The following is an 8,691-nucleotide window of genomic DNA, read 5'->3' as shown; positions in this document are numbered from 1 at the left end:
TCGGCCAGCGCCCCGGCCGACGGCGCGCTGTCGGCCGGGGCGCTGGCCGAGATGACGGGCGGGGTGCTGTTCCGTACCGAGAAGAAGCTGGTGCGGGCCCAGTTGACGCTGGTCGGCAAGGTGCTGGCACGGGAGCCCGGCGCGGTGGAGGAGCTGCTGCCGGCCGTGGCGGAGGCCTTCGGGCACGAGGACACCACGATCCAGGAGCGGGCCCTGAAGCTGGTGGGCCGTCATGCGGCGGCGGTGGACGCCTCCGTACGCCGTGAGCTCGCCGAGCAGGCCGGTCTGCTGAGTCCGGTGCACCGTCCGGCGGCCGTGGCGCTGTTCGGCGGTGACCTGGAGGTGGCGTCCGGGGTCCCGTACGAGGAGATCCTGCCGCCGGTCCCGGAGCGGGAGCCGGTGGCTCCCCCGGCGACGACGGTCGAGGCACTGGTGGAGGAGCTGCTGACGAGGGGCCAGTACCAGGACTCGGCGGCGTTCGAGCGGACGCTCGACGGTCTGGTGCGGCTCGCGCGACGGGACCGGGCGGGTCTTGAGGCGGCGGTGCGCGAGGCGTTCCCGACGGAGCACTGGGAGCACCAGCACTACTTCAGCCACTACACCCACGGGGCGGAGGTGGTACTCGCGGGGCTGCTGGGGCTGCTGCCGGGGTGGCGCGTCGACTCCGGGCGGGCGAAGGGCAACGACCGGAAGGCCTGCCACCACGAGGCGCTGTCGGGGATCCTGGACGCGCGCCTGTGGGAGGCCGCCGATCTGATCGGCACGGACGCGCTGCCGTTCCTGCTCGCGGCACCGAATCTGCACAGTGGTGAGATCGACCCGGTGGTGCTGGTGGAGCGACTGCGCGGCTACCGGGACGCGGGCGTCGAGCCTGCCCCGGCCGACTTCGCCCAGGCGCTGCTGCGGGTCGGGCGCGGGGACCCGTCGGCCGGGCGGGCGGCCGAGGAGGCCGAGGCGCTCGGCACGCTGGCGGGACGACGGCTCGCCGCGTGGCTGCGGGCGGCGGAACCCCTGGGGACGAGGGTGCGGTTCCTCGACAGGGGGAAGGACCGGGCCTCGCAGAAGTGGTGGCTGACGGACCGGATCGTCGTCGAGATCGACGATCGTCCCGCGGTGCGCAAGGAGTTCCCGGCCGCGTTCCGGTGGCTGGGCGGCGAGCTGCGGGCGACTCCCCGTCGCTGCTACCACTGGCTGGACACGCGGGCGCACTGGGTCACGGCGTTGCCGCTGGACCGTGAGTTCGTGGCGGCGTGCGTCCTGTCCTCCCTCGCTTCGGGGGCCGACGCGGACCAGCGTGGCGTGACCGAACCGCTCACCGCGCTCGCCGAGGCGGGCGGCCGGGTCGGCCGGGCCGTCCATCTCGCCCTGGCGTTCGGTCTGGGCTGTCAGGACGCCGACGATCGGCTGCGCGCGGTGGACGCGCTGCTCGTCCTGGCGTCGCGGGGCGACCTGGACGCCCGGCGGCTCGGCACGGAGCTGGCGTGGCTGGTCGTGGAGGGCTCGGTGAAGCCGAACCGGCTGGCGGACGCGCTGCGGACGACGGCCGCCACGGGCGCGTACGGCACGGTCTGGGCGGTCCTGGAGCCGATGCTGCCGGCGCTGCTCGGCGCGGAGAAGCCGGTACGCGGTCTGGGCGAGGTGCTCGCGGTCGCGGCGGACTGCGTGGAGCGCTGCGGGGCCCGGGGTGAGGTGGCCGGGCTCGACGCGATGGCCTCGGCCCGGAGCGCCTCGCAGTTCGTCGTCCAGGCGAAGCGGCTGGCGGGCGCACTTCGCCGGGGGGCCGATCAGCCTCTGACAGAAACGGTCTGAATCGTTCTTTAAGCCTCTAGTTGGGCGCTTAACCCGTCAGTCACAAAGCGTTCGTGATCACGCAACACCACTGGGTCACAGTGAGGTCATGACCGATGTGACGTCTTCGAAGAGCGCCCGCCGTCCGCACCACTGGCGGCACGACCTGATCGAGCTCGCCGCACTGTTCACCGCAGTGGTGGTGGCCGACACGATCGCCAAGACCATCGCCAAGGGGCCCGACGGCCCCTACCTCCTGGTGTTCTCGGCGATCGCGCTGGTCGCCACCGCCGCCTTCCACACCTGGTGGGCGCGGAGGCGCAGTCATGCGAGCCATGCCCCGCCCGCCGGACACACCGGCGGGCACTCCACCGTGGCCGTCCCGGTGAAGGCCGAGGAGGAGCGGGGAGAGACGGGCCCCGCGGTGCCCGTCGAGACCGCGCTGTGGCGGATGCGCACCACCGTCGCGGACACGCCGGGCAGCCTCGCCGCCCTGTGCACGGTCCTCGCCCGCCTGGGAGTGGACATCCTCACCCTCCAGACGCATCCGCTCGCCGACGGCACGGTCGACGAGTTCCTGCTGCGGGCCCCCGCCGACCTCTCCGCCCGGGCCCTCGCCCGTGAGACGGCGGCGGCCGGCGGCCGCGACACCTGGACCGAGCGGGCCGACGCCCACGACCTGGTGGACACCCCGACCCGGGTCCTCGGCCTGGCCACCCGTACGGCACTCGACGCGGCCGAGCTGCCGCTCGCGCTGCGCCAGCTCCTGGGCCGCTGCACCCTCCACTCCGTGCCCGCCGTCTCCCTCACCGGCCGCCCCACCGGCGAACCCGCCCCGGTCGAGGGCGTCCTGGAGGAGACCGTGATGCGGCTGCGCGACCCCAACGGCGGCACGCTCATCGTGGAGCGGCCCTACCTCCCCTTCACCCCGACCGAGTTCGCCCGGGCCCGCGCCCTCGTGGAGCTCGACGCCCGGCTCGGCCCCCGCGTCCCCCGCAGCCAGGACGTACTGACCCTCCCCGAGGGCAACGAGATCACCGTCCGCCGCGCCGACCAGCGCGACCTGCCCGCCGCGCGCGCCATGCACGACCGCTGCTCGGCGCGCACCCTCGGCCTGCGGTACCACGGTCCCGTCGGCGACGCCGACCGCTACCTCGACCATCTGCTCAGCCCCCGCTTCGGGCGCACCCTCGCCGTCCAGACGGCCTCCGGCCGGCTCGTCGCCCTCGGGCATCTGCTCTGGGACGGCGACGAGACCGAGGTGGCGCTGATGGTGGAGGACGACTGGCAGCGGCGCGGCATCGGATCCGAGCTCCTCGGCAGGCTGGTGGCGATGGCCGAGGAGGCCGGCTGCGCGACCGTGTACGCGGTGACGCAGTCGTCCAACACCGGGATGGTGGCCGCGATGCGGGCGCTCAACCTCCCCCTCGACTACCAGATCGAGGAGGGCACCCTGGTGATCACAGCCCGGCTGGCCTCGGCACCGCGACCGGCCGCCCGGCCGCAGCACCGTGAGACCCGGCAGGAGCAGCCGCACGAAGGGGTGCGGCGGGCGGAGCGCTGAGCGCCCAGGTCAGATCCCGCCAGAGGTCCTCGACGTCCTCGAGACCGACCGACATCCGCAGCAGCCGGTCACTGACGCCCGACGAGCGCCGGTCGCCCTCGGCCACGATGCGGTGGCTGATGGAAGCCGGGTGCTGGATGAGGGTGTCGACGCTGCCGAGGCTGACGGCGGGGGTGATGAGCCGGACGCCGGCGATGACGTCGTGCGGGTCGCCGTACACCTCGAAGGCGATCATGGCGCCGCCGATCCGCGGGTAGTGGACCCGAGCGATCCGTGGGTCGGTGGCGAGGCGCCGTACGAGCTCCGCCGCCGTGCCTGACGCGGCCCGCACCCGTACCGGCAGGGTGGAGAGACCGCGCAGCAGCAGGTAGCCGGCGAGCGGGTGCAGCACTCCGCCGGTGGCGAAGCGGACCTGGCGGAGGGTACGGGCGAACTCCTCGTCACAGGCGACGACGCCGCCCATGACGTCACCGTGACCACCGAGGTACTTGGTCGCGCTGTGCAGCACGATGCGGGCGCCCTGCTCGACCGGGCGCTGGAGCACGGGCGTGGCGAAGGTGTTGTCGACCAGGAGCGGCACGGAGCCGCAGGAGTGCGCGAGGGCGCGGATGTCCGCCTCGGCGAGGGTCGGGTTGGCGGGCGACTCCACCATGACCAGGCCGGTGTCGGGGCGTATCGCGTCCGCCACGCCCGCCGGGTCGGTCCAGGTCACCTCGGTGCCGAGCAGACCGGCGTCGAGCAGGTGGTCGCTGCAGCCGTACAGCGGACGGACCGCGACGACATGGCGCAGGCCCTGGCTCGCCCGGGCGAGGAGGACGGCGGTGAGTGCCGCCATGCCGCTGGCGAACGCGACGGCGGCCTCGGCGCCCTCCAGGCGGGCGAGGGCCTCCTCGAAGCGGGCGACCGTGGGGTTGTCGAGCCGGGCGTAGACCGGGGGGCCGTCGAGCCGGGCTCCGGTGGTGGCGAACTCGTCGATCCGGGCGGCCTCGGCCCGGGCGTCGTACGAGGGGTAGGTGGTGGACAGGTCGATCGGCGGGGCGTGCAGACCGAGCGAGGCGAGGTCTTCGCGGCCGGCGTGCACGGCTTCGGTGGCGAGGGCTCTCGGGGTGGCCGAGGGGCCGTAGTCCATGGCGTCCATGGCGGCACTGTGAACGGATACCGGGAAGTAGCGGGAATTCGCCGTGCTACGTTCGCCAGATGGCCGATTCTGTCGTACTGGACGCGGTCGATCTGCACATTCTTCGCCTCCTGCAGAACGACGCCCGGACCACCTACCGCGAACTCGCCGCCGAGGTCGGAGTGGCACCGTCCACCTGCCTGGACCGAGTGGCGCGACTTCGCCGCACCGGCGTGATCCTCGGACACCAGCTACGGCTGGATCCGGCCAAACTCGGCCGAGGGCTTGAAGCGCTCCTTCTCGTCCAGGTCCGGCCGCACCGGCGGGAACTGATCGGTCCGTTCGTCGACCGGATCCGGGCCCTGCCGGAGTCCCGGGCGCTGTTCCATCTGACGGGACCCGACGACTACCTGGTGCACGTGGCCGTTGCGGACCCCGCCGACCTGCAACGACTCGTCCTCGACGAGTTCACGTCGCGCCGCGAGGTCGCCCGCGTCGAGACCCGGCTGATCTTCCAGGAGTGGGAGTGCGGCCCGCTTCTGCCGCCCGCTTCGAGCCCCTCCATGTCAGCCGACTGAGCCTCGACGAGGGTGACGCGGGCCCGCCGGAGGCGCCAGGATGGCCCCCATGCCAGAGACTTCCAGCAGCCCGCTGCCCCGCCAGGTCGCCGACGAACACGTCGACGCACTCATCGCCCTCGACCCGATCACCGGTACGTACCTGGGAGTCAAGGAGAGCGCCGGACTGCTGCCCGACTTCTCGCCGGCCGGGCAGCGGGCCGTGGCCGACCTCGCCCGCCGGACGCTCGCCCGGCTCGACGCGGCGGAGCGCGTCGAGGGTGCGGACAGCGAGGCCGAGCAGCGGTGTGCCCGTCTGCTGCGGGAGCGGCTGACGGCGGAACTCGCCATGTTCGAGGCCGAGGAGGGCCTCTGTACGGTCAGCAACATGCGCTCTCCGGCGCACAGCGTCCGCATCGTCTTCACCGTGATGCCGACGGAGACCGAGGAGGACTGGGCCGCGGTCGCCACCCGGCTGCGCGCGGTCCCGGCCGCGCTCGAGGGCTACCGTTCCGCGCTCGCGCTCGGTCTCCAGCGCAAGCTCCTCGGCGGGCCGCGCCCCACCGCCACCTTCGTCGACCAGCTCACCGAGTGGGCGGGCGGGGACAGCGGAAAGCCGGGCTGGTTCGAGGAGTTCGCCGCCGCGGCACCCGACACCCTGCCCGAGGATCTGCGCGCCGGACTCGCGAAGGCGGGCCGGGGCGCCACCGAGGCCGTCACGGACCTGCGGGACTGGATGCGGGACGTGTACGCCCCGGCCGTCGCCGGCGCCCCGAACACGGTGGGCCGCGAGCGCTACCAGCGCTGGACCCGCTACTTCAACGGCACGGACCTGGACCTCGACCAGGCGTACGCGTACGGCTGGACCGAGTACCACCGGCTGCTCGGCGAGATGCGGACCGAGGCCGAGCGGATCCTGCCGGGCGCCGGCCCCTGGGAGGCGCTCGCCCACCTCGACGAGCACGGCACCCATGTCGAAGGGGTCGACGAGGTCCGGGTCTGGCTCCAGCAGCTCATGGACGAGGCGATCGAGGCGCTCGACGGCACCCACTTCGAGCTCGCCGACCGGGTACGGCGGGTGGAGTCCCGCATCGCCCCGGCGGGCGGGGCCGCCGCGCCGTACTACACGGGCCCGTCCGAGGACTTCTCCCGGCCCGGCCGTACCTGGCTCCCGGTGGACGGCACGACGCGCTTCCCGGTGTACGACCTGGTGTCGACCTGGTACCACGAGGGCGTGCCCGGCCATCACCTCCAGCTCGCCCAGTGGGTGCACGTCGCCGACCGCCTCTCCCGCTACCAGGCGACCATCGGCAAGGTCAGCGCCAACTGCGAGGGCTGGGCGCTCTACGCGGAGCGTCTGATGGACGAACTCGGCTTCCTGCCCGACGCGGAGCGGCGCCTGGGCTACCTCGACGGGCAGATGATGCGCGCGTGCCGGGTGATCGTGGACATCGGCATGCACCTGGGTCTGGAGATCCCGGCGGACTCGCCGTTCCACCCGGGCGAACGGTGGACGCCCGAGCTGGCCCAGGAGTTCTTCCAGCGACACAGCAGCCGCCCGCCGTCCTTCGTGGAGAGCGAGCTGACCCGCTATCTGTCGATGCCGGGCCAGGCCATCGGCTACAAGCTGGGCGAGCGCGCCTGGCTGCTCGGCCGCGCCAACGCACGGGCGGCGCACGGCGACGCGTTCGACGCGAAGGCCTGGCACATGGCGGCCCTCTCCCAGGGCCCGCTGGGCCTCGACGACCTGGTCGACGAGCTCTCGCGCCTGTGACGACCGAGCACCGAGATCCCCGGCCGATCGCTTGATCGGCCGGGGAATCCCCTGCTATCTCTCGTACATGACCTCCGAGTACACCCCCGACGCCACCGACTGGCGCATTCTGGAAGCCCTCCAGTCCGAGGGCCGCTCCAGCTTCGCCGAGCTCGCCCGAACGGTGTCGATGTCGCCGTCCGCGGTGACCGAGCGGGTGCGGCGTCTGGAGGAGGCCGGGGTGATCGCCGGGTACACGGCGATCGTCGACCGGGACCGGCTCGGGCTGCCGATCCTGGCGTTCGTGCGCCTCCGCTACCCGCACGGCAACTACAAGCCGTTCCACGATCTGCTCGGCACCACGCCGGAGGTCCTGGAGGCGCACCACGTCACCGGCGACGACTGCTTCGTCCTCAAGGTCGCCGCGCGGTCCATGCGGCACCTGGAGGAGATCACCGGGAAGATCGCCGCGCTCGGCTCGGTGACCACCAGCGTGGTCTACTCCTCGCCGCTGCCGAGGCGTTCACTCAGCCGCTGAGCGCGTCCCCGCCGGTGCGGAGCCGTACGGCCGAGCCGTGCCGCGCCTTAACGACCTCCAGTTGGGCCGGGATCCGGCGGCGCAGGTCGCCGACGTGGCTGACGATGCCGACGCTCCGGTCGCGCTCGCGCAGCGAGTCGAGGACGTCGAGGACCTCGTCGAGCGTCTGCTCGTCGAGGCTGCCGAAGCCCTCGTCGATGAAGAGGGTGTCGAGCCGTACGCCGCCCGCCTCGTCCGTGACGACGTCCGCGAGGCCGAGGGCGAGCGCGAGGGAGGCGAAGAAGGTCTCGCCGCCGGAGAGCGTGGAGGTGTCGCGCTCGTTGCCGGTCCAGGCGTCGACGACGTGGAGGCCGAGGCCGGCCCGCTTGCCGCCGGAGCGCGCGTCGGAGTGGACCAGGGTGTAGCGGCCGGAGGACATCCGCTGGAGCCGGGCGGTCGCGGCGGCCGCGACCTGTTCGAGGCGGGCGGCGAGGACGTACGACTCCAGGCGCATCCGGCGCTCGTTCTCGGCCGAGGTGCCGGCGGTGAGGCCGGCGAGGCGGGCCACCCGGTCGTACTCCTCGCGGAGCGGCCCGAGGCGGCGGACCTCGGTGAGGGCCTGCCGGGAGAGGCCGGCCAGGCCGTTGGCCCGTTCGCGGGCGGCTGCCAGCGCCGAGTCGGCCTCGCGGAGCGCGCGTTCGGCCGCGGTGTGGGCGGCGCCCGCCGTCGCGGGGTCGGCCGGCGGGAGCGCGGCGGCGGCCGCGGTGCCGGGCTCGGCGAGCCGGTCCGCGACGGCGGCGGCCTCGGCCTGCCAGGCGTCCACTCGCTGCTGGTGGTCGCGCCGCTCGCCCTCGCGCAGGAGCGCGGCGGCGGCCTCGGCCGGGGTGGCGAAGCCCGCGCGGTAGGCCGCGTCGGCGAGCCGGTCGTCGGCCTCCTTGAGGCGCTGGGCGGCGACCTCGGCGGCGCGTACGGTGCCGGTGGCGTCGACCAGGAGGGCGATGCGCCGTTCCAGGCGGGTGGCGTGTTCGGCCACGGTGGCGAACGCGCCGCGTCCCCGGGTGAGTTCCTCGTCGAGGGCGAGCCGTTCGCGGTCCAGGGCCTCGCGCCGCGAGGTCCGTGCGGCGACCCGCCGTTCGGCCTCCCGCTGCGCGGCGACCCGCTCCTCGTACTCGCGCTCGGCCCGCGCGAGCGTCTCCCGTGCGCTGTGGGTCTGTCCGGCGAGCGCGTGGGCCTCGGCGTGGAGGCGGGTCAACTCCTCGACCTCATGGGCGAGTTCGCCGACGGAGGGCTCGGGCGAGCCGGCCGGGGCGCCCGCCTGGACCTCCGCGCGGGCCGTGGACCAGGACTCGTGGATGACGGCGAGCGCGCGCTCGGCGTCATCCACGAGTCCTGGTC

General features: G+C 73.9%; 7 protein-coding genes. 5 read left to right on the top strand and 2 right to left on the bottom strand.

The window, feature by feature from the left end; all coding sequences use genetic code 11:
* Both AOK00_RS22945 and AOK00_RS22940 read left to right on the top strand, forming a co-directional pair.
* Nucleotides 1-1,809, top strand: a 1,809-nt coding sequence (locus AOK00_RS22945; RefSeq protein WP_254047464.1) for a DUF7825 domain-containing protein, incomplete at its 5' end; no start/stop codon positions are given.
* Between the two features lie 88 nt (nt 1,810-1,897).
* A complete protein-coding gene (locus tag AOK00_RS22940) occupies nt 1,898-3,352 on the top strand; it encodes a GNAT family N-acetyltransferase (RefSeq protein ID WP_055602184.1) in 1,455 nt (484 codons plus the stop codon).
* On the opposite strand, the gene AOK00_RS22935 is transcribed toward AOK00_RS22940, so the two are convergent.
* A complete protein-coding gene (locus AOK00_RS22935; RefSeq protein ID WP_055602183.1) occupies nt 3,249-4,490 on the bottom strand; it encodes a trans-sulfuration enzyme family protein in 1,242 nt (413 codons plus the stop codon). The genes AOK00_RS22940 and AOK00_RS22935 overlap by 104 nt on opposite strands.
* Before the next feature lie 59 nt (nt 4,491-4,549).
* On the opposite strand from AOK00_RS22935, the gene AOK00_RS22930 reads away from it, so the two are divergent.
* From AOK00_RS22930 to AOK00_RS22920, 3 genes are all read left to right on the top strand, one after another.
* Complete coding sequence (locus AOK00_RS22930) at nt 4,550-5,047, top strand: Lrp/AsnC family transcriptional regulator (RefSeq protein WP_055602182.1); 498 nt, start codon at nt 4,550-4,552, stop codon at nt 5,045-5,047.
* Between the two features lie 49 nt (nt 5,048-5,096).
* Nucleotides 5,097-6,800 carry a DUF885 domain-containing protein gene (locus AOK00_RS22925; RefSeq protein ID WP_173861618.1) on the top strand — a complete coding sequence of 568 codons (1,704 nt, stop codon included), beginning with the start codon at nt 5,097-5,099 and terminating at the stop codon, nt 6,798-6,800.
* A gap of 67 nt (nt 6,801-6,867) precedes the next feature.
* Nucleotides 6,868-7,317 (top strand): Lrp/AsnC family transcriptional regulator, encoded by a 450-nt coding sequence (locus tag AOK00_RS22920; RefSeq protein WP_055602180.1) that lies wholly within the window; start codon nt 6,868-6,870, stop codon nt 7,315-7,317.
* On the opposite strand, the gene AOK00_RS22915 is transcribed toward AOK00_RS22920, so the two are convergent.
* A partial coding sequence (locus AOK00_RS22915; RefSeq protein WP_301554223.1) for an SbcC/MukB-like Walker B domain-containing protein occupies nt 7,307-8,691 on the bottom strand: 1,385 nt, incomplete at its 5' end. The genes AOK00_RS22920 and AOK00_RS22915 overlap by 11 nt on opposite strands.

Origin of the sequence: Streptomyces aureus (assembly GCF_001418135.1) — a bacterium.
In the GTDB taxonomy this organism is placed as follows: domain Bacteria; phylum Actinomycetota; class Actinomycetes; order Streptomycetales; family Streptomycetaceae; genus Streptomyces; species Streptomyces aureus_A.
This window is presented reverse-complemented; position numbering and strand designations above follow the sequence as displayed.

Excerpts from the sequence above, each read along its gene's own strand:
- AOK00_RS22940 (WP_055602184.1), top strand. The coding sequence starts at position 1,898 with ATGACCGATGTGACGTCTTCGAAGAGCGCCCGCCGTCCGCACCACTGG.
- AOK00_RS22935 (WP_055602183.1), bottom strand. The coding sequence starts at position 4,490 with ATGGACGCCATGGACTACGGCCCCTCGGCCACCCCGAGAGCCCTCGCC.
- AOK00_RS22930 (WP_055602182.1), top strand. The coding sequence starts at position 4,550 with ATGGCCGATTCTGTCGTACTGGACGCGGTCGATCTGCACATTCTTCGC.
- AOK00_RS22925 (WP_173861618.1), top strand. The coding sequence starts at position 5,097 with ATGCCAGAGACTTCCAGCAGCCCGCTGCCCCGCCAGGTCGCCGACGAA.
- AOK00_RS22920 (WP_055602180.1), top strand. The coding sequence starts at position 6,868 with ATGACCTCCGAGTACACCCCCGACGCCACCGACTGGCGCATTCTGGAA.